Here is a 25,797-nt window from a genome sequence, read left to right as displayed (position 1 = left end):
CTAGTGCCTGGCCGCCTGGACTTGCGTGCCGGCGGCCCCCGGCGGCGCTCTCTAAACACCATTCCGCCGGGCGACGCAAGCGCCCTTTTTCAGGTTCGTGACGATTCACCAGATCGGGTTCGGCGGGAGGCCCTCCCGGATCTCGCGCAGGCGGGCGCGGGTCGCCCGGGTGGTGCCCTCCGGCAGGGCGTCGGCGGGAAAGAAGGCGCAGGCGGCGATCTCGCGATCGGGCGTCTTGGGTCGCAGCACCGCGAAGGCCGGCAGCACGAACACCGCGACGTGGTCCCGGGGTGCGGCGGCGGCGTTGCGGTAAAGCCCGTGCAGGCGCAGGGGCGCCTCCGGGACGATCTCGGCCTCCTCGCGGAACTCGCGCTCCATCGCGCCGATTGCGGTCTCGCCGCGCTCGACGCCGCCGCCGGGCAGATGCCAGCCGCTGATGTAGGTGTGGCGGACCAGGGCGACGCGGCCCTGGCCGTCGAGGGCGACACCGCGCACGCCCAGGGTCATCCCCCGGGACGCGAGCGACCCGAGGTGGAACAGGCGCCGCAGGAACGGGCGGTCGAGGAGCATCCTCGGCGCGTCAGACGACGTCGAGGGTGATCTCACCCAGGCCGGCGATCGCCGCGACCATGCGCTCGCCGCGCTGGACCGGGCCGACACCCGACGGCGTGCCGGTGAAGATCAGGTCGCCGGGTTGCAGGGTGAAGTAGCGCGACAGGTAGGCGACCTGCTCGGCCACCGACCAGATCATGTCCGCGAGGTCGCCCGTCTGGCGGATTTCGCCGTTCACCGCGAGGGTGATCGCCCCCCTGGCCGGATGGCCGATCGCCGAGGCGGGGAAAAGCGCGCCGATCGGGCCTGAATGGTCGGCGGCCTTGCCGAGGTCCCAGGGCCGCGACAGCTTCTTGGCCTCGTCCTGCAAGTCGCGCCGGGTCATGTCGAGGCCGATCGCGTAGCCGTAGACGTGGTCGAGGGCGTCCGCCACCGGGATGTCGCTGCCGCCGCCCGCCAGAGCCGCCACCAGCTCGACCTCGAAATGGTAGTTCCGCGTCTGCGGCGGGTAGATGTGCGGCGCCGGCTCGGGCCCGACGATCTGCAGGGCGTCAGCCGGCTTCATGAAGAAGAACGGCGGCTCGCGATCGGGATCGGCGCCCATCTCGCGGGCATGGGCGGCGTAGTTGCGTCCGACGCAGTAGACCCGGCGCACCGGGAACAGGTCGCCGCTGCCGGCGATCGGCAGGGCGATGCGGGGCGGGTTCTGGATGACGGACAGCATCGCGGCCTCGGGCTCTGGGGCGTGCGGGGATCCGGGCGCGTGGCCGCCCGGGGGCACAGGAGCGTTGTAAGGCGTGCAGGGGCCCGCGCCATCCCGACGCTTGCAACCCGCCCGGCCTGGTCTACAAAATTTCGCCGATGACGCCGCCAGCCCCCACCCACGATACGCTGCTCAGCGCGTTGCGCGACGGGCTTGGCGCGCGCCATGTGCTGACCGAATCCGTGGATCTCGCCCCCTATCTCGTCGAGAGCCGCAAGCTGTTCACCGGCTCGGCGCTGGCGGTGCTGCGGCCGGGCAGCACCGAGGAGGTGGCGTTCGCGGTCAGGGCCTGCACGCAGGCCGGCATCGCGGTGGTGCCGCTCGGCGGCAATACCGGGCTGACCGGAGGCGGCATCCCGCAGGGCGGCGTGGTCCTGTCTCTGGAGCGGATGAACCGGCTGCGCGCGGTCGATCCGGTGGATTCCACGATCACGGTCGAGGCCGGGATGATCCTCTCGGAGGTGCAGGATGCGGCCGAGCGGGCCGGCCTGCTGTTCCCGCTCTCCTACGCGTCGCGGGGCTCGGCCCGGATCGGCGGCGGCATCGCCACCAATGCCGGCGGCATCGCGGTGCTGGCCTACGGCAATGCCCGGGATCTCGTCCTCGGGCTGGAAGTCGTGCTGGCCGACGGCCGGGTGTGGAACGGGCTGAGGGCGCTCCGGAAGGACAATGCCGGCTACGACCTCAAGCAGCTGTTCATCGGCTCCGAGGGGACACTGGGCATCGTCACCGCGGCGGTGCTGAAGCTGTTCCCGCGGCCGCGCTCCACCAGCGTCGCCTTCGTGGGGCTGGATTCGGCGCGCGCCGCCCTCGACCTGTTCGTGGCCCTGCGGACCCGGATGGACCGGGATCTCACGGCTTTCGAGTACCTGCCGCCCTTCGCGCTGGATATCGTGCTGCGCCACGTCCCCGGCACGGTCCGGCCGCTCACCGGGGAGCATGGCGCCTACGCGCTCATCGAGGTCTCGTCGGCGCGGCCCGATGCCGATACCCGCGCTGAGCTGGAAGCCGCCCTCGGCGACGCGCTGGAAGCCGGCCTGATCGCCGACGCGACCATCGCGGCGAGCGGCGCCCAGAACGCCGCGCTCTGGAGCCTGCGCGAGGGCGTGCCCGAAGCCCAGACCCGCGAGGGCGCCTCGATCAAGCACGACGTGTCGGTGCCGCTCTCGAAGCTGCCGGACTTCCTGGAGCAGGCAAGTGCGGCCTGCACCGCGGCGATGCCGGGCCTGCGGCCCTGCGGCTTCGGCCATTTCGGCGACGGCAACATCCACTTCAACCTGACCCAGCCCGCCGCGATGGACCGGGCGGCCTTCCTGTCGGAATGGGGACGGTTCAACCGGATCGTCCACGACATCGTGCACGAACTCGGCGGCTCGATCGCGGCCGAGCACGGCGTCGGGCTGATCAAGCGCGACGAGCTCGCGCATTACGGCGACCCGGTCGGGCTCGACCTGATGCGTCGGGTCAAGGCGGCCCTCGACCCCGCGGATCTGATGAATCCCGGCAAGGTTATCCCGAGCTGAGCTGCTCAGCTGCTTCACCGAGCCTGACGGCCGAACTCTGTTGCCGGGATCGGAGGCGCAGACCGAGTTCGGCCGCGTCGCCCTAGATCCGGGAAGCGACCTCGGCCGTCCTGGGGCGAAGCGCGTCTGACCATTCGATCCGAACGGGTGGACACAGGATCGTTCCGCCTGCCCGCCGACGGAAGATCCCGGCGGAGACCATTCAGGACACAGCTCCATCGCCCGAAGCCGCACAATATAGGCTCGGACTTGGCAACGCTCGATGTCGGGCTCGCCGGCGGCGCCGCAGATTCCCAAACGGCCGATCGGCCCGCGACCATCCGCCATCCAAAGCGACGGATGCCTCCGCGACCCTTCGTCCTGCCACACCGTCCGCTCGTCCGTCATCACGGCAGACGACGTGCCTGTGTCACAAGGCCGGCGCCGCGCGGGGTCAAATGGCTGATCGAACTAAAAAGTATCCTCGCGCGGAGCCCTGCACGGCGATCGTGCAATCGCCGGCCTGTCGCCTGTTCCGCACCCGAGCGGGAGCGTTTCCGAACCGCGCCGGACACGCCGCTAGGCGTGGCATCTCACTCGACTGTGACCGCGGCCCTACGCAACGATCCTCATCAAGGCCGATTGGGCAGGGGGTCGCACGTCCCACGGCGTGACGTCCATCCCTGTGCAAACGAGATTTTGATGACGCCTCAGTTCTGGCTCTGGTTGGGCTTTGTGGGAATGGCGGCCGGTGCCGCCGTCATCCTGTTCCTGGCAAAGCGGCGGACGCCAGCCGAGGAAGCCGACGGGATCATTCACGGAATCGTGCCGATCATCGCGGCTTGCTCCTATTTCGCGATGGCGACCGGCCAGGGCAGCATCGTGCTCCCCGCCGGCCCCGACGCGGCCGAGGCGGCACGCCAATTCTACTTCGCCCGTTACATCGACTGGACATTCACGACGCCGCTGCTCCTCGTCGGGCTCGCGCGTACGGCGATGCATTCCGGGATGCGCCGCCCGGCCGTCGTCTGGGGGCTGATCGGCTCCGACCTGATCATGATCGTGACGGCCCTGGCCTTCGGCCTGTCCGATGTCGCCGCGGTGAAGTGGACCTGGTTCGCCATCTCCTGCGGCGCGTTCGGAGCCGTGTTCTACGGGATCTTCGTGCAGCTGCGTGAGGAGAATGCCGGCGAGCGCGCCGACGTGCGCACCGCCTTCCGGCGCAACGCGGTGTTCCTCACCGCTGTCTGGTGCGCCTACCCCGTGGTTCTGCTGGTCGGCCAGGACGGCCTGGGCTTCCTGTCGCCGACCCTCGCCCTGGCGGTGATCGCGATCCTCGATCTCACGGCCAAGGTCGTCTACGGCATCCTCGCCACGATGGAGACGACCCGCGCCGTCGATCGCGATCTCGCGGAGGGACGCCCCGCGGCGCCGCTGCGCCGGGCGGCCTGACGCGGATGGCGGCCGCGTCGTCCATCCTTTCCGAACGGGAAGCTGTCCGGGCGAGCCGCCGACGCGTCCAAGCGCCGGGGGCTGTGCTCCGACGAGTCCCCGTCGTGCTGCTCGTCCTCGGGCTCACGGCCTCGGCGCTCCTGCCCCGCGACATCGCCTGGCTCGTGGCGCTGACGGTCGTCATCCTCCTCGGGGTTCCCCACGGGGCCCTCGACGGCGCCATCGCGGCGCCCCTGCTGCGCCCGCGCTACGGTCGGGCGTGGTTCGGGATCTTCGCCGTCCCGTATCTCGGGCTCTCGGCGCTGGTGCTCCTGGCCTGGCAGGGTGCACCTCTGGCGACCCTGGCGGGTTTCTTGGCCCTCTCGGTCCTGCATTTCGGTGAGGAGGATGCGGGCCCCGGCCGGCCCTTCGAGGCGATCGTGCGCGGGGGACTCCCGGTCGCCCTGCCGGCCCTGCTTCGGCCCGGAGAGACGGCCGACATCTTCGCCTGTGTCGCCCGTGTGTCGATGCCTCAGCTGCCGGCTTGGTGGACCGCGTCGGCGTGGCTCTGGCTCGCCCTCACGGCGTTCTGGCTCCTCACGCACCGTCCGCGCGGCGCCGTCCTGACTGAGATGATCCTTCTGGCCGTCGCCTTCTGGGTGCTGCCGCCCCTGACGGCCTTCACCCTGTATTTCGTCGGCCTGCACGGCCCACGGCACATGCGCGCGCTGGTGCGCGACCCGACCAACGCACCCGGCATCGATACGATGCGGCGCGCATGTCTCGCCGCGCTGCCGGTCTTCGCGCTGACCCTTCTGATCGGTGCGGGGCTTTGGCCGCTCTACGCGCCGGGTGCCCACGATCATGTGGCCAATCTGCTGACCCTGACCCTGCAGATGCTCTCCGCGCTGACCGTACCCCACGTCATCCTCGACCGCATCGCGGCCGGGCAGCGGGCGCCGTCGTCTCCGGGCCGATGACAGCACCCTTCAGCCGTCGCGGCGGCCGAGGCTGCAACGTATTGCGCAACCTGACTGCGCGAACCGCCATTCCGTCTGAGACCCGACTTATCCTCAGAGTTCGCAGGTCGAGGATCGGCGTCGCGGCCCGGGAGAGAATTTGTGCGGCGCGCCATAATTCGGCACGGCGGCGGGTGCAGGAGTTGCTGCGACGGCACGGTGTGCCGCCGCCGGACCGGGCATTAAGCGCCTGCTAACGCTTCGGGCCGACCCTCAATTCAGACGCCGGGGACGCCCGCGCCCGCCCAGGCATGGTCCTTGCTCAGGGTTCATTCATTTCGCATGTGCGAGATCAATGACCAGACGTCCACCGACAGACAGCATTTGATTTCTCTGGAGACCGACGGAATGCCTACCTCCCAGGCCCGTGTGCAGACCGCCGAGGCGAGCCGCTACCTGCAGCAGCTCTGCCGGCACTGGAGCCACAAGTTCAAGGTCGAGGCGACCCCCGAGCACGGCACTGTGCCGTTCGGCGAGGACCGCGTCTGCACCTTCGACGCGGAGCCCGACGCCCTGGTGATGCGCATCGACAGCGCCGACCCGGTCAACCTCACCCGCCTCGAGAACGTGGTCGCCGACCACCTTGCCCGCTTCGCCTTCCGCGAGAGCCTCGGCGACATCCGCTGGTCCCGCGCCGCCTGATTTTTCGGTGGCGATGCGCTGAAGCGCGCCGACCCGTCACGCTCGGGCGCGTCCGGAAACAGACCGGGCGGCCTTTTTCGTCCCTCGAATATGTCTTGGCCGGTTGCTGGCGTAGGCTTTGCAACCGGGGCGGGCCGGGCGCGTCAGCGTCGGCAACCCCAGGATATGAGCGGATGACAGCATGAAGCGACGCACCCTGCTGCAAGGCGCCGGCGCCCTGATCGCCGGCGCGGTGGCACGCCCCGCCCTGGTCCGGGCCGCCTCGGCCACCACGCTGCGCTTCGTGCCCTACGCCGACCTGGCGCTCCTCGATCCGATCATCACCACCAACTACGTCACGCGCACGCATGCGCTGATGGTGTTCGACACCCTCTACAGCCTCGACGCGTCCTACCGCGCCCAGCCCCAGATGGTGGCGGGCCACGACGTGTCGCCGGACGGGCTGACCTGGCGCCTCACCCTGCGCGACGGCTTGCGCTTCCATGACGGCACGCCGGTGCTGGCTCGCGACGTGGTCGCGAGCCTCAAGCGCTGGTCCCAGCGCGATGCCTTCGGCGGCGCCCTGTTCGCGACGGTCGACGAGCTGTCCGCGCCGTCCGACACCCTGGTGCAGTTCCGCCTGAAGCGGCTGTTCCCGCTGCTGCCGGACGCCCTGGCGAAGCCGACCTCCTATCTGCCGGTGATCATGCCCGAGCGGCTGAGCGCGACGCCCGCGACCCAGGCCGTGCCGGAAATGATCGGCAGCGGGCCCTATCGCTACGTCGCGGCCGAGCGCGTGCCCGGCTCGCTCAACGTCTACCGCAAGTTCGAGGATTACCGGCCGCGCCAGGACGGCATGCCGAGCTTCACCGCCGGGCCGCGGATCGCTCATTTCGACCGGGTCGAGTGGCGCACGATTCCCGACGGCGCCACCGCCGCGGGGGCCTTGCGCTCCGGCGAGATCGACTGGTGGGAGCAGCCCCTGGTGGATCTCGTGCCCGACCTGCTGCGCCAGCGGGACGTGCGCGTCGAGCTCGTCGAAACGACCGGGCTGATCGGCCAGATCCGGCTCAACCACACCCTGCCGCCCTTCGACAACCCGAAGATCTGTCGCGCGCTGCTGTCGGCCGTGGACCAGACCGAGATGATGGATGCGGTGGCCGGCAGCGATCCCGCGATCCGGCGCGGCCCGGTCGGCATCTTCACCGCCGGCGGCCCGATGGCCTCCGACGCGGGGATGGAGGTACTCTCCGGCAAACGCGACCTCGCCGCCGCCAAGAAGGCCCTCGCGGCCGCCGGCTACAACGGCGAGAAGGTCGTGCTGCTCGCCGGCACCGACGTGCCGCGGATCAACGCGGTCTGCGAGGTGATGGCCGATCTCTGCCGCAAGCTCGGCATGAATCTCGACGTGGTCGCCACCGATTGGGGCACGGTGAACCAGCGGATCCTCAACGCGAAGCCGCTCGACCAGGGCGGCTGGTCGATGTTCGGCATCTTCTCCGGCGGCCTCGACATGATCTCGCCGGCCTATCACCTCGCGGCCCGCGGCAACGGCCGCGCCGGCGTCCCGAGCTGGCTCACCGACGCGCCGCTGGAGGAGCTGCGCGGAGCCTGGTTCGCGGCCCCGGACCTCGACGGGCAGAAGGCGCTGGCGGCCAAGATCCAGTCCCGGGCGCTCGAGGTCGGCGCCTACATCCCCTGCTGCCAATACTTCCAGCCCACCGCCTACCGGCGCGACCTGGAGGGCGTGCTCACCGGCCTGCCGCTGTTCTGGAACCTGCGCCGATCGGCGTGACGGGCTCGACGCATCGTCGTCCGAAAGCCGGCGACCACCTCGCGGGCCGATGCCCTAGCCGATCGCCATCAGGCTGGCATTGCCGCCCGCGGCCGCGGTGTTGATCGCGGTCGAACGCTCCTCGATGAGGCCGGGCAGCGCGTAGAGGTCGCCCGCCGCCAGCGCCTCCGGCGTTCGGCCCTGGACCTGGATGATCGGCCCCGGTCGTTCGGCGAGGGCGCGGTTCAGCGCGCGCAGGCCCGGCGCATCGCCCTCGTACAGCACCGCCTGCACGGCGCCGGCCCGGTCGAGGTCGGGTGCCCGCTCGATCCGGGCCGCGCAATCCTCCGGCAGGGCGCGCAGCAGATCGTCGGCGTGGCTGGAGCCGATCACCACCGCCCGGTTGCCGGTCGCCAGGATCGCGCCGAGCTGGGCCAGCAGCCCGGTTTCGGTTTCCGCGACGGCGGCGACCCGCCCGCGGGGATGCAGGGCGTAGAGGTTGCGCTCGCCCACCGGTCCGGCCAGCTCGACCTCGGCGCCGTGCGGACAGCCTTCGGCGGCGAGCCGTTCCGCCAGCGGGCCGTGACCCCGGGCGCACAGCCAATCGCCGTAGCGCCGGCTCAAGCCTTCGTCGCCCGTGAGCTTGGCGAGGGCGGCAGCCGGGGGGCGCTTCAGCAGGCGGCCGAGATAGAGCGGGCCGCCGGCCTTCGGCCCGGTGCCGGACAGGCCGGACCCGCCGAAGGGCTGTACCCCGACCACGGCACCGATAACGTTGCGGTTCACGTAGCGGTTGCCGGCCCCGATGCGCCCGAGCACCCGGGCCACGGTCTCGTCGATGCGGGTATGGAGGCCGAAGGTCAGGCCGTAGCCGGTGGCATCGATCTCGGTGAGCAGCCGGTCCAGGTCGGCGCGGGCGTAGCGCAGGACGTGCAGGACCGGCCCGAACACCTCGCGCTCCACATCGGCGACGCGGACGATCTCGACGAGCGTCGGCGGCACGAAGGTCCCATGCGCCGCCTCGGCCGGCAGCGGGACCTGATGGACCGGAAAGCCGCGCGCGCGCATCGTCGCCACATGCCCGTCGATGCGCTCGGCCGCCGCCCGGGTGATGACCGGGCCGACATCAACCGCGAGCCGGCGCGGATCGCCCAGAACCAGCTCGCGCATGGCACTCTTCAGCATCGTGAGGGTGCGGTCGGCGATCTCCTCCTGCAGGCACAGGACGCGCAGGGCCGAGCAGCGCTGGCCGGCGGAATCGAAGGCCGAGGCGATCACGTCGGCGACCACCTGCTCGGCGAGCGCGGAGGAATCGACCACCATGGCGTTCTGGCCGCCGGTCTCGGCGACGAGCGGGACCGGCTCGCCGTCCCGGGTCAGGCGCTCGGCGAGGCGACGCTGGATCGTCTTGGCCACCGCGGTCGAGCCGGTGAACATCACTCCCTGCACCCGCGCATCGCCGATGAGCGCCGCGCCGACCTCGCCGGGTCCGGGCAGAAACTGCAGCGCAGCCTCCGGCACGCCGGCCGCGTGCAGGACCCGGATCGCCTCGGCAGCGATCAGCGGCGTCTCCGCGGCGGGCTTGGCCAGGACCGGGTTGCCGGCGGCCAAAGCGGCCGCGACCTGTCCGACGAAGATCGCCAGGGGGAAATTCCAGGGCGCGATGCAGACCACCGGGCCGAGGGGCCTATGCGTGCCGTCGAGCGTCCGCTCGGCCTCGGCCGCGTAGTAGCGCAGGAAATCCACCGCCTCGCGGATCTCCGCCACGGCGTTGGCGAAGGACTTTCCGGCCTCGCGCAGGATCAGGCCGATCAGCACCGGCATCCGGGCTTCCAGGGTGTCGGCCGCTTCGCGCAGGCGGGCGGCGCGGATCTTCGGCGCCGTCGCGGCCCAGGCTTCGGCGGATGCGTCCGCTCGGGCAAGCGCGGCCTCGATCGCGGCGGGCGACGCGGCCAGGACTGCGCCGATGATGTCCCGGTGGTCGGCCGGGTTGCACACCGGCATATCCGCCGACGCCGGGTCGATCCCGGAGGGCACCGCCCGCCACTCCGTCCGGCCGCTTCCAGCCAGGTTTTCGGCGAGATGCGCCAGGACCGCCTCGTCGGCGAGGTCGAGGCCCGCGGAATTGGCGCGGCTCGGGCCGTAGAGGTCGCGGGGCAGCGTGATGCGCTCGTGCGGCGCGCCCGGGATCGGCATCGCTGCGACCGCCGCCACCGGGTCGGCGATCAAGTCCTCGACCGGCACGGCAGCGTCGCCGACCCGGTTCACGAAGGAGGAGTTGGCGCCGTTCTCCAGCAGCCGGCGAACCAGATAGGCCAGCAGGGTCTCATGCGTGCCGACCGGCGCGTAGATCCGGCAGGGCCGGTCGAGCCTGTCCGGCCCGACGACCGCCTCGTAGAGCGGCTCGCCCATCCCGTGCAGGCACTGGAACTCGTACCGCCCGATGGAAAAATCCGGCCCGGCCATCTCGACGATGCTGGCCAGCGTCTGGGCGTTGTGGGTGGCGAATTGGGGGAAGACCGCGTCCGGCGCCGCGAGCAGTTTGCGCGCGCAGGCGAGGTAGGACACGTCGGTGTGCAGCTTGCGGGTGAAGACCGGAAAATCCGCGAGCCCGTCCACCTGGGCGCGCTTGATCTCGCTGTCCCAGTAGGCCCCCTTCACTAGGCGGACCATCAGCCGGCGCCGGCTGCGGCGGGCGAGGTCGATGAGCACGTCGATCGCGAACGGGCAGCGCTTGCCGTAGGCCTGGACGACGAAGCCGAGCCCGTCCCAGCCGGCGAGATCCGGGTCGAAGGCCAGGGTTTCGAGGATGTCGAGGGACAGGTCGAGCCGGTCCGCCTCCTCGGCGTCGATGTTGAGGCCGATGTCGTAGCGCCGGGCGAGGCGCGCGAGGGCCCGGACCCGGGGTGCCAGCTCGGCCATCACCCGCCCGCGCTGGGAGCGGGTGTAGCGGGGATGGAGCGCCGAGAGCTTGATCGAGATGCCCGGCCCCAAAAAGATTCCGCGCCCGGCCGAGGCCTCTCCGATCGCCCGGATCGCGTCCTCGTAGGAGCGCAGGTAGCGCGCCGCGTCCTCGGCCGTGAGGGCGGCCTCGCCGAGCATGTCGTAGGAGTAGGTGAAGCCCTTCGCCTCCATGCGCTTGGCGTTGCGCAGGGCCTCGGCGATGTCGCGCCCGGTGACAAATTGCTCGCCCATCAGCCGCATGGCGAGGTCGACCGCCTTGCGGATCAGCGGCTCGCCCCCGCGCCCGATCAGCCGGGTGAGCGCTGCCGACAGGCCGGTCTCGCTGCGCGTCGCCGCGAGCCGGCCGGTGACCAGCAGGCCCCAGGTCGCCGCGTTCACGAAGGGCGACGGGCTGTGGCCGAGATGGGCGGCCCAGTCGCCGCCCGCGATCTTGTCCCGGATCAGCGCGTCGCGGGTGGCGGCGTCGGGGATGCGCAGCAGCGCCTCGGCCAGGCACATCAGGGCGACGCCCTCCTGGCTCGACAGGGCGTATTCGTGGATCAGCCCCTCGACACCGCCGTGTCGGGTCTGGCGGCGCAGGGCCTCGACCAGATGTCGCGCGGTGTCGGCGACGCGCCCGGCGGCCTCGGGCGGCAGGCGTGCGTGATCGAGCAGCGGTGCGACGCAATCCGGCTCGGGCCGCCGGCAGGCCGCGACCATCGCGGCCCGCAGGGGCGACAGGGGCACGACCTCGGCCGCGAGGGCCGTGAACGGGTGCCCCTCCGCGTCGGCGGATCGCTCGGGACGGCCGGATCCGGACATGATGCGTCTCTCGGAATTGCGCGACGATTCACACCGTCGTCTCAGGCTACATCGTCCGCCGCTCTTGTTCAGGCCTTGTCGGCCGGATCCGACGTCGCATCCGGCGCCGGGCCGCCGATTTTCCGCAGCGTGCCTTACGGGCGCTTCGCGTGCGCGGCGTCGATCGCGTCGGTGAGCAGAGCCTGGACGCCTTCGCGACGCAGGGTCGACGTCGGGATCACCACGGTATCGGCGCAGGCCTGGACCGCGTGGACCAGATCGAACGCGACGGCGAGGCCGCCCGTCTCGGCGTCGGGCCATACCGTCATGGCCGGCGGTTCGCCCGAGAAGGTCTCGGTCACCGCCTCCCGGCATTCCTTGTCGTCCGCATCCTCCGCGCTCTTGCCGGTCTTGGGCCGGTAGGCCTGCAGGTAGAGATTGTGCAGCCGCTTGGACGACAGGGCCACCATCCTGGTCCCGTCGGCCTGGGCCTCGAGCGCGACCTTGCCGGTCAGGGCGGGCGGCAGCAGGGTCGTCCAATCCACCGGCGCGCCCGTGGTAAGGTCGTAGACGATCGCCGTCGTGCTGTTGTTCGGATGCGGACCGCCGCAGGACCAGCTGTCGTTGATGACGTAGCTCAGAAACCGGGGACCGCGCATCGGCGTCTGGACACTCCGGTCCCAGGAGGCGTACTTGCCGCCCTCTTGCTTGCAGGTTTGCGCGGCCTTGCGGACATGGGCGTCAATGCGCTTCACCGCGGCGTTGATCTTGCGCTCGGCCTCGTCGACCGGGTCGACGATCTGCGGCAGGGCGTCGATATCCGGGCCGGCGTTGCCCGGCTTCAGTTGCACGATCCGGTCGGCGGCGGCCGCGGGAACACTGGCGGCGACGAGCAAAGCCGCGAATGCCGCAAGCCGAAGACGTACCTTCATCGATCGCTCCCAAGCACCCTGCGCCGCTGGTTCACAACGAGTCGGACCACCGAACGCGGGTCCGCCCCCGAATACGGAACGATCTCGCGGTGCTCAACCCGCCGTCCTGATGCCGATCTAACGGATCGGTGGAGATCGCCATGTCTTCGCGCGCACACCGGATCGGTTGCGCCGGATCGGTTCCGGGACGAACATTGCCCGGTTCATGCCGGCGCGGCGGGCAGGACCGCATTTTGTCCGGACTCGACTTCCGAACGACTATCCGCATCGGAAACCGGGCTGCCGAACATCTGACCAGCTTTGCCGCATCGACCGCGTGCCGCGGACAGCCCTTGCCGTCGCGAGCGCCCACCATGGTACAGAGGCGCCCATGACCGAGATCCTGATCTACGGCGCCACGGGCTATACCGGCACGCTGCTCGCCGAACACGCCGCCGCGCAGGGCCTGCGTCCGGTCCTGGCCGGGCGCGACCCCGACAAGCTCCGGCCGTTCGCCGCCCGGCTGGGGCTCGGCTGGCGCGCCGCGCCCCTCGACGATCCGGGCCGGCTGCGGGAGGCGCTCGCCGGGATCGGCGCGGTGATCCACGCGGCCGGGCCGTTCTCCAAGACGGCCCGGCCGATGGCCGAGGCGTGCCTCGCCGCCGGGACGCATTACCTCGACATCACCGGCGAGATCGACGTGCTCGAATCGCTCGCCGCCCGGGATGCGGAGGCGAAGGCCGCGGGCATCGTCCTGCTCCCGGCCGCCGGCTTCGACGTGGTGCCGAGCGACTGCCTCGCCGCCCATGTGGCGAAGCGGCTACCGAGCGCCACGCATCTCCGCATCTCGATCGGCGGCTTCGGCGGCTTCAGCCGCGGGACCGCCCGCACCATGGTCGAGGGCATCGCCTGGGGGACGCGGGTGCGCCGGGACGGCCGCATCATCGAATTGCCGAGCCCGCCCCGCGGCAGCGCCGATTTCGGCCATGGCGCCCGGCGCACCGTGGGGCTCGGCTGGGGCGATGTGTCGAGTGCGTGGTACTCGACCAGGGTCCCCAACATCGCGGTCTATTTTGAGGCCTTCCCCGCCATGGCGGCGGCCGCGGGCCTGCCGTCCGGGCTGCGCCGACTCATCGCCAGCGGGACGGCGCAGCGCCTGATCAACCGCGGCATCGACCGGCTGCCGCCGGGGCCTTCGGAAAGCGCGCGGGCCAGGGCGCGGAGCACCTTCCTGGCCGAGGCCTGGGACGGGTCTGGCAATCGGGCGGCGAGCCGCATGGAAACCCCGGAGGGCTACACGCTGACGGTCCTGACCGCCCTGGAATCCGCGCGGCGCGTGGCGTCCGGCGCGGTCCCCCCGGGGTTCCACACGCCGGTCACCGCCTTCGGCCCGGATTTCATCCTGGGCTTCCCGAACGTCGTTCGGACCGACCTCTGAGCGGCGGACCGTGATCTAGCGCGACGCGAACGGGCGCCGCGCCGCGAGGGCCGCGCGGACACGTTGGCCGTAGGGCGACATCCGGAGGCCGTCCGTGAGCCCCTCATACAGCTCAGCCTTCGGGACCGGGGGATCGAAGTCCGGCAGTTCCATGAACCGGTCGAGCTCGTCGAGGATCGCCTCGGCGAAGGCGTCGGGGGACAGCAGCGCTTCCGCGGCACCCACCAGGCCGGACGTGTCGAGATGGCCGCCGAGGATGATCGCGCCGTCCCGGTACTGGATCATCGCGGCGTAGATGCCGAAGCGGATCATGGCGGCATCGCGCCAGCCGGTCTCGGCGATGTAGGTCTCCAGGATCACGTCGCGGCTGTGGGTCTCGTGCTCGCCGTCGCGCCGGTCGAGATAGCGGCGGAACACGTCGTGCGCCCCCGGATCGAGATGGAGCAGTGCCTGCATCGCCGGGGCGAGCGCGCCCTGATTCTCCTTCGGCCCCCAGATCTGGCGATAGAGCTTCTTGGCGGCGACGATCTCGGGCTGGACGTCCAGATAGGTCGTCAGCAGCGTACGCAGCTCCGGGACGACCGCGATGCGCTCCCGGGCGAGGCGGGCGAAGAACGCCGTCTCGGTCATCGTCCGCCCGCCGACCTTGAACGCCAGATCCAAGACATCGTCCTGCAGCAGGTCGGCCAGGCCTGTGCGGATCATCAGCGCGAGTCGCTGCAATGCGTCGGCGATGGCGGCCTGTTCGAACGCGGCCACAACCACCACCGGCCGCGGACAGGCCTTCGCCAGGAACCGCTGAATCGCCGAGGATTTCGGCCCGGCCCAGGCTGTCGGCTGGAACCCGTCCTCGTCCTCCGAGATGCGCCGCGCCGATTGATCCTCCGCACACCACGCGCGCGGGATGAAGACCGCGCCGCCGACCCAACCGGCCCTGATGGCGATCGGCTGATCCGGGCTCACGTCGAGGATGTCGGGGCTCTTGAAATGGAGATAGGCCGGCCCGGTGAACCGTGACCCGTCGAAGCGTTCGAAATGGAAGACCGGCGAATGCGCCCCGTCCAGACCGATGCGCTGGAACTCGTGCTGCTCATCGCGCTTCTGCCACGGGGTGCCGGGCGCCGTTCTCTCGGCGCTGTAGCGAATCGACTGCACCCAGACGGCCGTCTCGTCCGGCTCCCAGACCATCGCGGTGATGCGCAGGTCGCGCTCCGGCACGGCCAACCTGAGGAGCGTCTTCCGGAGTTGAGGGGGCACCGTGGTCCAGAGCTCGATCGCTCGTCCGCCACCAGCCTCCACCCGATGTGCCGGGCTTTCGCCGGACGGCGCCGGCGCGCCGGCCGTCAGCGTGACGGCAAGGCGGCCGCTGGGGCTGAGCCACCACCATCGCGGCTCATGCGGCAGCGGCGTGTACTGCACCGACCCGTCGACGGGGTTCAGGTGGCACAGCCCATAGCCGGTCTTATCGGGATCGCACCGGTCGCCAATGAACGCCACGCCACCCCCCGGGACCTCGAACAGGTCGGAATGGATGGTGATGTTGACCGGCGCGCCTGGCTTGCGTGGGATGACAAGATCCTCGACGAGCCGCGCGACCGAACCATTGCCCGACCAGAGCAGGCCTTCGCCCTGCAGGATCGTCTCGAGCGTGTCGGCCCGCAGCACCGCAATGGAATGACAGTATTCTTCCGGATCAAACGGCCGTTTATCCCCGTGGACGACGATCAACTCGGCATTACGCGCAACGAATATTCCTGCGATCGTGGCATAACGTTCCGGAATGGACCCGCGTGCGCGTTCCACGCCTAGGCGCCAGTCGATCAGGCAGAGTTCCCCGGTCTTGCCCAGGCAGACGAGCCGATCCGCGCCCACGAAGGCCGCCGCCCTGATCCTCCCCTCGCGGAAGGGCTTGAACAGCCGCCAGGCACCATCCTGTTCGACGGCCGCGACAGCGCAGTAGTGGCGTTGGGTGCCGGTGATCTCCAAGCGCGGCATCAAGGCTCTCCGGATCGGAACAGATCGTCGGCAAAATGTCGTCCGATGTCGGACTCATTCAGATCGCAGCGATCGGTTGAAACAAGCGCACTGTAGGTCCAAGACTTCCGACAGTCTTCACCACATTCAAACGACGCCTCAACCGGATGATATATCAACCGGACGCGCAAAGACGCCGGGCCGACGAAGGAACGTCTTCGCGCCACCGCGATAGTTCGGATATGTGCGCACCGGCGGCAAGCCGATCACGGTGAGCTAGGACACCGAGGCGCCGCATTCGCGACCCGGTTCGGCGCAAGGAAGCGGGCGGCTCGGCCTATCGACCCCGCGGCGCGATCACCCGGCTCGGACCCAAATGCGCCTCACACCGTCGCGCCGAGCTGCCAGGGCGCGAATTCCGACGCGCCGAAATCGAACTGCTCGCTTTTGGTGCGCTCGCCGCTCGCCACCCGCAGGATCAGCTCGAAGATCCGCTGGCCGGCCTCCTCGACGCTTTCTTCGCCGTCGAGGATCGTGCCGCAATTGACGTCCATGTCCTCTTCGAGCCGCCGGTACATCGCCGAGTTGGTGGCAATCTTGATCGACGGCGACGGCTTGCAGCCGAAGACACTGCCGCGCCCGGTGGTGAAGCACACGAGGTTGGCCCCGCCGGCCACCTGCCCCGTGGCCGAGACCGGGTCGTAGCCGGGGGTGTCCATGAACACGAAGCCCTTGGCGGTCACCGGATCGGCGTAGCGCACCACGTCGACCAGGTTGGTGCTGCCGGCCTTGGCCATGGCACCGAGCGACTTCTCGAGGATCGTGGTCAGGCCGCCGGCCTTGTTGCCCGGCGACGGGTTGGCGTCGATCTCCGAGCCCTCGCGGCGGGTATACTCCTCCCACCAGCGCATGAGGTCGACGAGCTTCTGACCGACACGGGGGCTGACGGCCCGCCGGGTGAACAGATGCTCGGCCCCGTAGGTCTCGGTGGTCTCCGACAGGATCACGGTGCCGCCGTTCTCGACCACGCGGTCGCTGGCGATCCCCAGCGCCGGGTTGGCCGAGACGCCGGAATAGCCGTCCGAGCCGCCGCATTGCAGCGCGACGATCAGCTCGCTCGCCGGCACGGGCTCCCGGCGGACCACGTTGGCCTCGGCCAGGATGCCGGTGACGAATGCGATGCCGGCCTCCACGGTCTTGCGGGTGCCGCCGAGCGTCTGGATGTTCATGCTGCGGATCCGGTCGCCGAGGCCCTGCTCCTCCAGGAAGGCGCCGATCTGGTTCACCTCGCAGCCGAGCCCGATCATCACGATGTGCGAGAAATTGACGTGCCGGGCATAGCCCGCGAGCGTCCGGCGCAGGAGCTTCAGCGGCTCGCCCATCGCCATGCCGCAGCCGGTCTTGTGGGTCAGCGCCACCACGCCGTCGACATGCGGATAGGGGGCCAGCGGATCGAGGCCGAGGATCGGGTGGCGCCGGAACGCGTCGGCGATCAGGTCGGCGACATGGGCGCTGCAATTCACCGAGGTCAGGATGCCGACATAGTTGCGCGTCGCGACGCGCCCGTCGGGCCGGCGGATGCCCTGGAAGGTCGCCGGCGGCGTGACCAGCCGGGTCGGGCGGGCATCGACCCCGAAGGCGTAGTCGCGGGCGAACTCGCCCATGCCGAGATTGTGGACATGGACATGCCGGCCGGCGGCGATGTCGTCCTTGGCGAAGCCGATGATCTGCCCGTACTTGGTGACCGCCTCGCCGGAGCGATGCGACCGGACCGCAACCTTGTGACCCGGCAGGATCCGCTCGGCGGCTGTGATGCCCGGAGCCACCGGCGTGCCCGGCTCGATCGCCGTCCGGGCGACCGCCACGCCGTCGTCCGGCCGCAGGGTGATGACGGGATAGGCGGACAGCCTGTCGACCGTGATCGGCATCGTGGTTCCTCCCTGGGCCGCGCCTCGCCGGGTGCGTGCGCTGGAAACCTAACGCCCCGGCAGGGACGGCGCGAGCAGCGCGGGTGACGCGGGAGCCCGGATGTCGTCGGGTGTCAGGAGATCTCGCGCACCAGCTTGGCGATCAGGGCCCGGCCGAAGGCCTCGAACCCCTCGGCCGTCATGACGAAGGCGCCCTCGCCGCCGATCACGGTCTCCCGGTAATAGGCGGCGAGGCCGTTCGGGGGATTGGTATGCTCCCGCAGGTAGCCCGGCATCCCGGCGGGGTCGGTGACGATCACGATGCCGTTGATGGTGATGCCCGACGCCACGGCCGAATCCCGGGCCTCCGCAATGGAGCGGCCCGCATTGCCGGTGCCGTCGCCGGAGATGTCGATGACCATTCGCTCGGCGGCGTAGGGCGAGCGGTCCAGCAGCATGGCGGCGAAGCCGATCGCCGAGCCGATGGCGGTCCGGCCGTAGAAGGGGCGCGGCACCGCGGCGAGGCGACCCGCGAAGGCCGCGGCATCCGCAGCCGTGGCGATGACCATCCAATCGACCGCGACCTGCTGCTCCCCGGGGCCCGCCCAGTCGAACAGCGCCACCGCGATGCGTCCGCGCTTGCCCTCGGCGATCGCCCGCAGGACGCGCGGATCGCTGAAGGCTTCCGCATAGCCCCGCCGCTCTAGGGCGAAGCGCTCCGCGCTGATGCTGAGCGAGACGTCGACCGCCAGCACGAGAAGGACGTCGACACCGGTCTCCGCGGCGGCGGCGCGCCGTCCGGCCAGGGACAGGGCGGCGAGCATCCCGGAGAGCAGATGGCGTCGCCGCATGGCCGACACTCAGTGATGGGCGCCCACGCGGTTCGGCGGACGGCCTCACGCAGGCAACGACCCGGCCGCCCGGGCGGTTCGATGCCGCGTTCGGTCGCAGAGCGCACCGACCGGTCCGCGCTATCTGCGGACGGAACAGGATGCATCCGGCATCGCACATATCTCGAAGGCTACACACGGACCATGCGGATTTTTCACTGGATCGGTCGCGTCGCGGACCGCGTGCTCGTTGCGGGCGTCACCGGGAGCGTCGCGCTGCTGAGCCGCGGGCTCGACGCGCTGATCGGGCTGGTCGGCCGCTCGTCCGAGCGCCTCGACGCGAAACTCGGCGACTTGGCGCGGGCGTCGGACGAACGCCGCCGCCGGGAGGGCCGTCGGCCCCTGAACCCGATCACGCTGGATTAGGGCACGGGACCCTACAGGCCCGGCCCCTTGGCGGCGCCGAGGATGCGGCCGGGCCTGCCCTCCGCGGCGCCCTGGACCAGGATCACCCAGCTGTCGGCCTCGGCGATCTCGGCGAGGGTGCAGGGCACGTCGAAGCGCGTCGGCTGGCCGGTCCAGCTGCCGAGGCGCTGGATGCCGCGCACGACATTGACGTAGGTCGCGGTCCGGCCGCCATTCTCGCCGGCCTGGATCGCGATGGCCCGGCTGCGCAGCACCGGCACCAGCCAGACATCGCCGCGCGTGTCGGGCCTGGCCTCCGGCGCGGCCCCGACCTCAACGGCGATCCGGTCGCCCTTGATCTCGCCGCGGACCGGGATCGGCAATCCGCCGCGCTGCGTGGCCTCCCGCATCAGCCGCTCGAGAGCCGGACGGTCCGACCCCACAGCGAAGCCGCCGCCATCGACCACGACCTGCGGGGTAAAGACCTGCCGGGCTCCGCGAGCCCGCGCATAGGCGCGCTGGCGCTCGGTCAGCGGCCGCAAGGCCAGGGTATCCTTCCAGCCGAGATAGTCCCAGTAGGTCACCGGCAGCGTCAGGGCGACCACGCCCGGCTGGCGGGCGAGGTCGCGGATGATCGGGTCGGCACCCCGGCAGGCACCGCAGCCCTGGCTGGTGAACAGCTCCACCACGGCGCGGACCGGCTCCGCCCGCGCCTCGGCTGCGGCCGAGACGGCGCAGAGCAGCGCGGCCACGCACAGCGCGCGGCTTTCGCCGATCCAGATACGGGCGCGGTGCCGATGCGTCATCAGGCCATCAGAGCGTCTGGGAAGCTGTCTGGGAAATCACGTTGGCTTGAGAAGGTTCTACTATCGGTTGCGGTTGATTGGGCTGTTTTCTCGTCTTAGGCAACATGTCCGGGCGCCAGCGGCGGTGCATCCAGAGCCATTGGCCCGGATTCTCGTGCACCCAGCCTTCCACCACCGCGGTCATCGCCTGCATGGCGCCGGCGACATCGATCACCCCGTCGGCGTTCCGCGGCAGATCCAGGGGCGGCGTCAGCTCCAGCCGGAAGCGCCCCTTCGGCAGGCGGACGACGCGGACGCCGTGGACCGGGCAATCGTAGTGCCGGGCGAGCTTGGCGAGCAGCGGGTTGGCGAGGCACGGCCGGCCCATGAAGTCGACCACCACGCCGCGGGTGAAATGCTGGTCGATCAGCTGGCCGAGATGGCCGCCATTCTCGACCACGTCGCGCATGGCGAAGACGGCCCCGGGCGTGGAGGCGGCGAGGCCGCCCATGGAGCGACGGCGGACCTCCTGGACGAGCCGGGCGGCGGCCGGATTGTTCGGCGGCCGGAACACCGCGGTCGCGTCCAGGCCGAACTTGGCCGCGCAGATCGCCGGAAGCTCCCAGTTCGCGAGATGCGCCGAGAAGATCAGCCCCGGCTGGCCGTCATCGCGCAGGGTGGCGAAGTGCTCGATCCCGGCGACCTCGGTGCGCATCGGCTCCGTCGAGTCGGGGTCGAAATCGAACAGCGCGTCGAGATGGGCGTATTCGGCCCCCGTCCGCCCGAGATTGTCCCAGGCCTCTAGGGCGATCCGCTTCCGTTCCGCCTCCGGCATGTCGGGGAAGGCGCCGCGCAGGTTCGCCATCGCGGTGCGATGCGCCGGCAGCAGCGGCCCGACCGTGCGCAGCAGCGCGGCGCCGAACGCGGTGGCGCGATCCGGCCCGAGCGCGCGCGCCAGCCAGACCAGGCCGCGGATCAGCGGGATCATGGCGAAACCCGCGAGCCGCGGGAAAGACCGTCGAAGGATGAGGGCGAGGCGCAGCACGTTGGATTCCCGGGCACGATGCGGGCAGGCCCGGCAGTTCGCGTATAAAGCGAAGCTTAACCCATCTTCCGCGCCGTGCGATACGTTTCAGAGGCTGACGAGGATCTTCCCGAAGACCTTGCGGGATTCGAGGCGTTCGAGCCCCTGCGCGAAGTCGCCGAGCGGGTAGACCGTGTCAACGACCGGACGGATACCCAGGGCCATCTTGTCGAGCGCCTGGGCAATATTCGCCAGCGAACAGCCGAACGAGCCGGTGATGCGGTATTGCTGCTGGAACAGCTGCATCAGGTTCATGGTGGCCGAGACGCCGGAGGTGGAGCCGCAGGTCACCAGCCGGCCGCCGCGCTTCAGGCAGAGCAGCGAGCCGTTCCAGGTATCGGCGCCGACATGCTCGAACACCACGTCGACGCCCTTGCGCTTGGTCAGCCGCCGGACCTCGCCCTCGAACCGTTCGGTCCGGTAGTTGATGACGTGGTCGGCGCCGAGCTCCGCCGCCTTGCGGCCCTTCTCGTCGTCGCCGACCGTCGTGTAGACCGTGCAGCCGATCGCCTTGGCCATGCGGATCGCCGCGGTGCCGATGCCGGACCCGCCGGCATGGACCAGCACGCTCTCGCCGGGCTCCAGCCGGGCATTGTCGAACAGCATGTGCTGGACAGTGCCGAAGGCGATGCCCGCGCAGGCCGCGTCGGTGTCGCTGACCCCGTCCGGCACCTTCACGGCGAGGCGGGCCGGCATGGTCACCAGCTCGCGGGCGAAGCCGTCGATGTGGAAGCCCATCACGCCGGACACGTCCTCGCAGAGGTTGTCGCGGCCCTCGCGGCAGGCGCGGCACTGCCCGCAGGTCATGGCGCCGTAGGGCACGACCCGGTCGCCGGGGGCCAGCACGGTGACGTCGGGGCCGACCGACTCGACCACGCCCGCCGCCTCGGCGCCGACGATGAGCGGCATCTTGCGCTTGGCGAAGGCCATGCCGCGAAAGCCCCAGACGTCGATGAAGTTCAGGCCGACCGCGCGGATGCGGATCCGCACCTCGCCCGGCCCCGGTGCGGCGGGGGCCTCGACCTCGGTGAGGCGCAGGTCGCGGTCGCCGAATAGTTGCAGGGCTTGCATCGTGATCGTGTCGTCCTCGGCGGCCTCGGGAAGCCGCACCAGTGATTAGGGTTCGGCGCGGTAGGACGCACCCAGGATCGCGTCCATTTGGAGCGCCAGGCGGGTGCGATCCGGTTCGCCGAGATGCCCGATCCGGCGACTGATCTGGCCGTTCGGCAGGGTGAACAGCTTACACCGAATGACCGAGCCGTGCCGGAGGCCTGCGGCGGCGAGATCGACGATCGGGACATCGCTCGGCCAGTGACTGTCGGCGCCCGTGGTTATCATGGCGGTGACGACGTGTCCGTGCGTGCCGTTGAAAGGGTTGGTCGACAGCACCACAACCGGTCGGGGCTTGCGAACCGGCACGTCGACGAAGGGGAAGAGCGCCGTCAGGACATCGTAGCGCTCAAAGTCCATCGTAGGCGGCCGCGTCTTCGGGACTGTTCCATTCGGTCAGCGTGGCACTCAGAGACAGCAGGTAGAAATCGGTTCGGGGCGCTTCGGGCTCGACGGTGATCGTCGCGCCCCGGCGCGTCTGCAACTCCCGCCAGGCGGCGGCGTCCGCTTCGTCCGGGCCGATGGCGTCGGTCGGCTGTCCGGTTGCCCGGTCCGGCACTTTCCGGAACCGCATGGGCTGCCCCTCGATCCGCAGGACGATCGGCTGATCGGGCGACAGGGTGCGGATCGCCCGGGCCAGATCAGGATCGCCCTCGATATGGCGCGCCCGAAGCACCTCGTCGCGCAGGATCATGGTCGCCATCGCAGCACCTCCGGATGAGAGGTAGCCAGCACCGCCCGGGGGATCAACACGCACTAATCCGGCGCCAGGTAGCGCCGCCGCGCCCAGCCGACGGCGCGGCCGGCCTTGACCCGGCACCAGGTGGTCCGGCTCGGCGTGTCGTTGGTGCAGCCGAAGACCAGGGCGCGGGTGCGGATCTCGCCGACCTGCTCGGACGCGGCGTCCGGCTCGGCGCGGATCGAGAGGGGCTCGCCGGGGGGCAGGCCGGAGATCCGGTAGGCTTCCGGTTCGGCGTGGGCGCCGCCCGGGACGAGGGGAGCCGAGAAGCAGAATCCGGCAAGAACGATGAGGCGGGCGCGCATCGGCAAGTCGCTAGAGCATGGCGCGTGCGAGGGGAATTCTAGGTTCCGAATCTATCATTGCCGTACGGGACGTTTGGAGACTGCTCCGAAGAGGCGCGATACGCCCAAAAAAATCAGGTGCGGTGGACGCCCATCATCGCGGTGAGGCCGCCATCGACGGGCAGGACCGCGCCGGTGATGTAGGCGGCCGCGTCGCCCATCAGGAAGGCGGCCAAGGCGGCGACATCCTCGGGCTGGGCGAACCGGCCTGCGGGAATCTGGCGCTCCATCCCGGCCCGGTGGGCGGCGTAGCGCGCCATCATGGCGGTGTCGACGAAGCCCGGGGCGATGACGTTGACCGTGACCCCGCGCTTGGCGGTCTCGACCGCGAGCGTGCGGCAATAGGCGATCAGCGCGCCCTTGGTCGCCGCGTAGGCCGCGTTGCCGGCATTGCCGCGGAGCGCCGCCACGGAACCGATCGCGATGATGCGGCCGGTGCGTGCCTGGGTCATCGGGCGGACCAGGGCCTTGGCCAGGCGGGTCAACGCGAAGAAGTTGACCTGCATGGCCGTCTCGGCCCTGTCCTGGTCGAACATCGCCGCGAGCGCGTCGCTCGGCTGGCCGGCATTGTGGACGAGGCCGTGATAGGCGGAATCCTCGGCCACCGCGCAGAACGCGTCGAGGGCGACCTTGTCGGCGAGGTCCAAAGCGTGCCCGGTGAAGGCGCGATCGGGATATGCGGCGCGCAGCTCGGCGAGCAGCGCCTCGGCGGCCTCCCCCGAGGCGCGGTAGGTGAAGTCGACCGCATGGCCCGTACCGGCCAGCGCGCGCACGATCGCGGCGCCGACGCCCGAGGCGCCGCCGGTGACGAGGACGCGGCGGGCGGCGCTCACGCCGGCTCCGCCCCGAACACCAGGCAGGTGTTCTGGCCGCCGAACCCGAAGGAGTTCGACAGGACGGTGCGGACCGGAAGGTCCCGGGCGGTCTCGACCACGTCGAGGCCGATCGCCGGGTCCGGCACCCGGTGGTTGATGGTCGGCGGGATGCGGCCGTTCCGGATCGTCAGCAGCGACACCGCCGCCTCGATGGCGCCGGCCGCCGTCAGCGTGTGGCCGATCATGGACTTGTTGGAGGTCACCGGCAGGGATGGTGCACGCGCGCCGAATACGGCGGCGAGCCCCAACGCCTCCATCTTGTCGTTCTCGGGGGTCGAGGTGCCGTGGGCGTTGACCGTGTCGATCCCTTCGGGTCCGAGCCCGGCATCGTCCAGGCTCGCCCGGATCGCCGCGATCACCGGCGCCCCGTCGGGACTGGAGCGGGTGCGGTGGAAGCCGTCGCCCTTCTCGCCGCAGCCGAGCACGTAGCCGAGGATCTTGGCGCCCCGCGCCACGGCAGCCTCGGCCTCCTCCAAGACCAGGGCGGCCGCGCCCTCGCCCATCACGAAGCCGTCCCGATCCTTCGAGAACGGCTTGGAGGCCTCTTCGGGGGCATCGTTGCGCGTGGAGAGCGCCGAGAGCAGCGAGAAGCGGATCAGCGATTCCGGATTCACCGAGCCGTCGGTGCCGATGCAGAGTGCCGCCGCGGTCTCGCCCCGGCGGATCGCCTCGACGCCGAGCTGGATCGCAGTGGCGCCCGAGGAGCAGGCGGTGGAGAGCGAGATCGGCGAGCCCTTGGTGCCGAACCGGTCGGCGATGCGGTCGGCCACGGTGCCGAAAATGAACAGGTCGTGCCAGGCGTCGAAGCGCCGGGTCGCGGCGCCCCGGAGCAGGCCGGCATAATCGACGTCGCCATCGCCGCCGGCCGCCTCGGCCAGCGCCTGGCGCTGCGGCCATTCCATCTCCACCGGCGGCACCGCGATGAACAGCGCCCCCGGGAAATCGCCTGCCATGCCGATCCCGGCCTGCGCGACCGCCTCCTCGGCGGCCTCCGCGGCGAAGCGCTCGGACAGGAGCGGCGCGACCAGCGGCTCGGTATCGAGGAAATCCACCGTGCCGGCGATCCGCGTCCGCAGGCCCTCCGTGGAGAACCGGCCGATGGCGTGGATGCCGGAGCGGCCCGCACTCATAGCCGCCCAGGTGTCGACTTGGCCCTGCCCAAGGGAGGAGACGACGCCGATGCCCGTCACCGCGATCAGCGGCCGGCCCCTGGCGTCGCGATAGGATCGCGCGCTCATGGTGCGTCTGTACGGGATTTTGGGGCGGCGTACACCCGTCGCACCCGGCGTCCCGTGTACGCAGCGCAGTCTCGTTGGCGCGGCGTATGCTGCCTCAGCGGCCAGCCTTCTTGCCGAGCTGCGCCTCCATGTGACGGCGCAACACCGCGTTCATCCGGTCCTGATAGCCGCGGCCTCCGCTTTGAAAGAAGGCCACGACATCGCTGTCGAAACGCGCGTGGATCCCACGCTTGGCCGGGCGCGCCGGTGCATCCGCATCGAGCGGCGGCAGGCCGACGACCGCATGGGCCCATTCCGCGTCCGCCCGAGTCGCGGGATTGTCCGGATCCTCGGATGCGAGCCGTTCGATCTCCGCCTCCGGCAGCGACCGGAGGCGATCCCAATCGGTCCGATCCGACACGGCGTCAGCTCTCTTCCCGGTGGGCATGATAAAGCTGCCTCTCCCTGCGGTTGGCGATTCGCGCGGAGACGATCCGTCGCTTGCCGTTCCGCGGCGTAAACGTGACGTTCAAAACGACGCCGTTCAAGGCCACAAGCGTATTGAAACGTCTCTCGCCGTAGTCGCGCCGGGTGTCCTCCCGCGTCAGCGCGAACCGACCGTCGAAAATTTCCCGCAAGCCGGCAAAATCGATTCCATGCCGGCGAATATTGAGCTCGTTCTTGCGGTCGTCCCAGGCTGTTTGATCGTCTTCGCCCATGGCGCAACATTACTGCCCCCTCGCGCAGCAACCATCATGCAGAGGGCTTCAAGACG

Annotated in this window: 24 protein-coding genes; 7 read left to right on the top strand and 17 right to left on the bottom strand. The window is 70.5% G+C overall.

Annotation, left to right across the window (positions count from 1 at the left end; all coding sequences use genetic code 11):
* Nucleotides 1-105: 105 nt before the first annotated feature.
* Nucleotides 106-570, bottom strand: coding sequence for an NUDIX domain-containing protein (locus tag WYO_RS09435; protein WP_007561627.1), 465 nt, complete (start codon nt 568-570; stop codon nt 106-108).
* Between the two features lie 10 nt (nt 571-580).
* On the bottom strand, nt 581-1,276 hold the full coding sequence (locus WYO_RS09430) for a fumarylacetoacetate hydrolase family protein (protein ID WP_007561626.1): 696 nt from the start codon (nt 1,274-1,276) through the stop codon (nt 581-583).
* Between the two features lie 137 nt (nt 1,277-1,413).
* Here WYO_RS09430 and WYO_RS09425 point away from each other — a divergent pair, with 137 nt between their 5' ends.
* From WYO_RS09425 to WYO_RS09405, 5 genes are all read left to right on the top strand, one after another.
* The gene (locus WYO_RS09425; RefSeq protein WP_007561625.1) at nt 1,414-2,838 is read left to right on the top strand and encodes an FAD-binding oxidoreductase; all 1,425 of its coding nucleotides are present in this window, start codon (nt 1,414-1,416) and stop codon (nt 2,836-2,838) included.
* Between the two features lie 681 nt (nt 2,839-3,519).
* A complete protein-coding gene (locus WYO_RS09420) occupies nt 3,520-4,269 on the top strand; it encodes a bacteriorhodopsin (RefSeq protein WP_007561624.1) in 750 nt (249 codons plus the stop codon).
* A 104-nt stretch (nt 4,270-4,373) separates the two neighbouring features.
* A complete protein-coding gene (locus tag WYO_RS09415) occupies nt 4,374-5,228 on the top strand; it encodes a Brp/Blh family beta-carotene 15,15'-dioxygenase (protein WP_007561622.1) in 855 nt (284 codons plus the stop codon).
* A gap of 387 nt (nt 5,229-5,615) precedes the next feature.
* The gene (locus WYO_RS09410; protein WP_039902563.1) at nt 5,616-5,909 is read left to right on the top strand and encodes a DUF2218 domain-containing protein; all 294 of its coding nucleotides are present in this window, start codon (nt 5,616-5,618) and stop codon (nt 5,907-5,909) included.
* A gap of 181 nt (nt 5,910-6,090) precedes the next feature.
* Complete coding sequence (locus WYO_RS09405) at nt 6,091-7,683, top strand: ABC transporter substrate-binding protein (RefSeq protein WP_007561617.1); 1,593 nt, start codon at nt 6,091-6,093, stop codon at nt 7,681-7,683.
* A 54-nt stretch (nt 7,684-7,737) separates the two neighbouring features.
* Here WYO_RS09405 and putA read toward each other — a convergent pair whose 3' ends face one another.
* On the bottom strand, nt 7,738-11,424 hold the full coding sequence (gene putA / locus WYO_RS09400) for a trifunctional transcriptional regulator/proline dehydrogenase/L-glutamate gamma-semialdehyde dehydrogenase (RefSeq protein ID WP_007561616.1): 3,687 nt from the start codon (nt 11,422-11,424) through the stop codon (nt 7,738-7,740).
* Nucleotides 11,425-11,558: 134 nt separating this feature from the next.
* Nucleotides 11,559-12,335 (bottom strand): hypothetical protein, encoded by a 777-nt coding sequence (locus tag WYO_RS09395; RefSeq protein ID WP_007561613.1) that lies wholly within the window; start codon nt 12,333-12,335, stop codon nt 11,559-11,561.
* Nucleotides 12,336-12,705: 370 nt separating this feature from the next.
* Between WYO_RS09395 and WYO_RS09390 the strand changes: the two genes are divergently transcribed.
* Entirely contained in the window at nt 12,706-13,752 is a 1,047-nt protein-coding gene (locus tag WYO_RS09390) for a saccharopine dehydrogenase NADP-binding domain-containing protein (protein ID WP_007561611.1), read from the top strand.
* 15 nt (nt 13,753-13,767) lie between these two features.
* Here WYO_RS09390 and WYO_RS09385 read toward each other — a convergent pair whose 3' ends face one another.
* From WYO_RS09385 to WYO_RS09375, 3 genes are all read right to left on the bottom strand, one after another.
* On the bottom strand, nt 13,768-15,747 hold the full coding sequence (locus WYO_RS09385) for a hypothetical protein (protein ID WP_007561609.1): 1,980 nt from the start codon (nt 15,745-15,747) through the stop codon (nt 13,768-13,770).
* Nucleotides 15,748-16,109: 362 nt separating this feature from the next.
* Nucleotides 16,110-17,633: an altronate dehydratase family protein gene (locus tag WYO_RS09380; protein WP_039902633.1), complete on the bottom strand. Its 1,524-nt coding sequence runs from the start codon at nt 17,631-17,633 to the stop codon at nt 16,110-16,112.
* Between the two features lie 134 nt (nt 17,634-17,767).
* Nucleotides 17,768-18,484, bottom strand: coding sequence for a DUF1194 domain-containing protein (locus WYO_RS09375; protein WP_007561605.1), 717 nt, complete (start codon nt 18,482-18,484; stop codon nt 17,768-17,770).
* Between the two features lie 183 nt (nt 18,485-18,667).
* On the opposite strand from WYO_RS09375, the gene WYO_RS09370 reads away from it, so the two are divergent.
* On the top strand, nt 18,668-18,889 hold the full coding sequence (locus WYO_RS09370) for a hypothetical protein (protein WP_007561602.1): 222 nt from the start codon (nt 18,668-18,670) through the stop codon (nt 18,887-18,889).
* 11 nt (nt 18,890-18,900) lie between these two features.
* Here WYO_RS09370 and WYO_RS09365 read toward each other — a convergent pair whose 3' ends face one another.
* The 10 genes from WYO_RS09365 to WYO_RS09320 all read right to left on the bottom strand — a co-directional run bounded on the left by WYO_RS09365 (nt 18,901) and on the right by WYO_RS09320 (nt 25,741).
* Complete coding sequence (locus WYO_RS09365) at nt 18,901-19,674, bottom strand: DUF1223 domain-containing protein (protein WP_007561599.1); 774 nt, start codon at nt 19,672-19,674, stop codon at nt 18,901-18,903.
* A 7-nt stretch (nt 19,675-19,681) separates the two neighbouring features.
* Nucleotides 19,682-20,698: a lipid A biosynthesis lauroyl acyltransferase gene (locus WYO_RS09360; protein ID WP_007561596.1), complete on the bottom strand. Its 1,017-nt coding sequence runs from the start codon at nt 20,696-20,698 to the stop codon at nt 19,682-19,684.
* An 87-nt stretch (nt 20,699-20,785) separates the two neighbouring features.
* Nucleotides 20,786-21,808 carry a zinc-binding dehydrogenase gene (locus tag WYO_RS09355; protein WP_039902629.1) on the bottom strand — a complete coding sequence of 341 codons (1,023 nt, stop codon included), beginning with the start codon at nt 21,806-21,808 and terminating at the stop codon, nt 20,786-20,788.
* A gap of 45 nt (nt 21,809-21,853) precedes the next feature.
* Entirely contained in the window at nt 21,854-22,207 is a 354-nt protein-coding gene (locus WYO_RS09350) for a type II toxin-antitoxin system PemK/MazF family toxin (protein ID WP_007561592.1), read from the bottom strand.
* Nucleotides 22,197-22,550, bottom strand: a complete 354-nt coding sequence (locus WYO_RS09345; protein ID WP_007561589.1) for a hypothetical protein — start codon at nt 22,548-22,550, stop codon at nt 22,197-22,199. Before WYO_RS09345 ends, WYO_RS09350 begins: the two co-directional genes overlap by 11 nt.
* A gap of 53 nt (nt 22,551-22,603) precedes the next feature.
* Nucleotides 22,604-22,891 carry a hypothetical protein gene (locus WYO_RS09340; protein WP_007561587.1) on the bottom strand — a complete coding sequence of 96 codons (288 nt, stop codon included), beginning with the start codon at nt 22,889-22,891 and terminating at the stop codon, nt 22,604-22,606.
* 113 nt (nt 22,892-23,004) lie between these two features.
* Nucleotides 23,005-23,763 carry an SDR family oxidoreductase gene (locus WYO_RS09335; protein WP_007561585.1) on the bottom strand — a complete coding sequence of 253 codons (759 nt, stop codon included), beginning with the start codon at nt 23,761-23,763 and terminating at the stop codon, nt 23,005-23,007.
* On the bottom strand, nt 23,760-25,043 hold the full coding sequence (locus tag WYO_RS09330) for a beta-ketoacyl-ACP synthase (protein ID WP_007561583.1): 1,284 nt from the start codon (nt 25,041-25,043) through the stop codon (nt 23,760-23,762). Before WYO_RS09330 ends, WYO_RS09335 begins: the two co-directional genes overlap by 4 nt.
* 94 nt (nt 25,044-25,137) lie before the next feature.
* The gene (locus WYO_RS09325) at nt 25,138-25,443 is read right to left on the bottom strand and encodes a BrnA antitoxin family protein (protein ID WP_244424123.1); all 306 of its coding nucleotides are present in this window, start codon (nt 25,441-25,443) and stop codon (nt 25,138-25,140) included.
* A gap of 4 nt (nt 25,444-25,447) precedes the next feature.
* Nucleotides 25,448-25,741: a BrnT family toxin gene (locus WYO_RS09320; protein ID WP_007561580.1), complete on the bottom strand. Its 294-nt coding sequence runs from the start codon at nt 25,739-25,741 to the stop codon at nt 25,448-25,450.
* Nucleotides 25,742-25,797 lie beyond the last annotated feature (56 nt).

This window comes from Methylobacterium sp. GXF4, from assembly GCF_000272495.1.
GTDB classification, from domain to species: Bacteria; Pseudomonadota; Alphaproteobacteria; order Rhizobiales; family Beijerinckiaceae; genus Methylobacterium; species Methylobacterium brachiatum.
The sequence above is the reverse complement of the archived record's forward strand: the minus strand, read 5'-3'. Positions and strand labels throughout refer to the sequence as shown.